Genomic DNA, 902 nt, shown 5'->3' with positions numbered 1-902 from the left:
AATTTGGTTTGATCCCAAGACTCAATGGTACGCTCAACCCAAAGGTAAACATGGTCGAAATCAAACTTATTCAGATACAGCCATCCAATGCTGTCTGATGATCAAATCCCTATTTCGATTGTCTTTACGCATGGTCACTGGCTTTGTGCAAAGTCTCATTCATCTTTGTAGATTAGATTGGACAGCACCAGACTATTCCACCATCTGCAGAAGACAAAAGCATATTGATATTGCAATTAACTATCAAAAAAGCAGTAATGGTCTCCAGCTACTCGTCGATTCTACTGGCTTAAAGTTTCTAGGCGAAGGTGAATGGAAGCGTAAGAAACACCAACCTGAATATCGTCGCCAATGGCGTAAACTTCATATTGGTATAGATGCTGAAACCCTTCAAATACGCGCTATTCAACTCACTACAAATAATGTGAGTGATTCACAAGTGCTTGGTGATTTACTCGATCAGATTCCACAAGATGATCAGATTGACTCTGTTTATACCGATGGAGCTTATGACACCAAGCAATGCCGTCAGGTCATTACAGATCGGCAAGCGCATGCGGTGATTCCGCCAAGAAAAAATGCGAAACCTTGGAAAGATACAAAGATCAGCTCGCTAGAGCGAAATGAATTACTTCGAACAGTTAAACGTTTAGGCAGGACACTATGGAAAAAATGGTCAGGCTATCATCGGCGAAGTTTGGTCGAAACTAAGATGCATTGCATCAAATTATTGGGGGATAAACTCAGTTCGAGAAACTTTCAAAGCCAAGTCAATGAGATGCATGCACGTGTAGCAGTATTAAATAAATTCACAGAGTTAGGCCGACCTCACACCCAAGTTGCCACTTAAATTTGAGTAGATATGGGAAATCTTAATTTTTAAATCTTTGTGCAACAAAGCC

1 protein-coding gene is annotated in these 902 nt (G+C 40.6%); it reads left to right on the top strand.

Going from position 1 to position 902, the window contains the following annotated elements; genetic code table 11:
- Window positions 1–850 (top strand): IS5 family transposase (locus AXW61_RS16965; RefSeq protein WP_062035480.1); only part of this gene is annotated, 850 nt, incomplete at its 5' end.
- Window positions 851–902: the final 52 nt, after the last annotated feature.

The organism is Acinetobacter sp. BMW17, from assembly GCF_001592855.1.
Classification (GTDB): domain Bacteria; phylum Pseudomonadota; class Gammaproteobacteria; order Pseudomonadales; family Moraxellaceae; genus Acinetobacter; species Acinetobacter johnsonii.
This window is presented reverse-complemented; position numbering and strand designations above follow the sequence as displayed.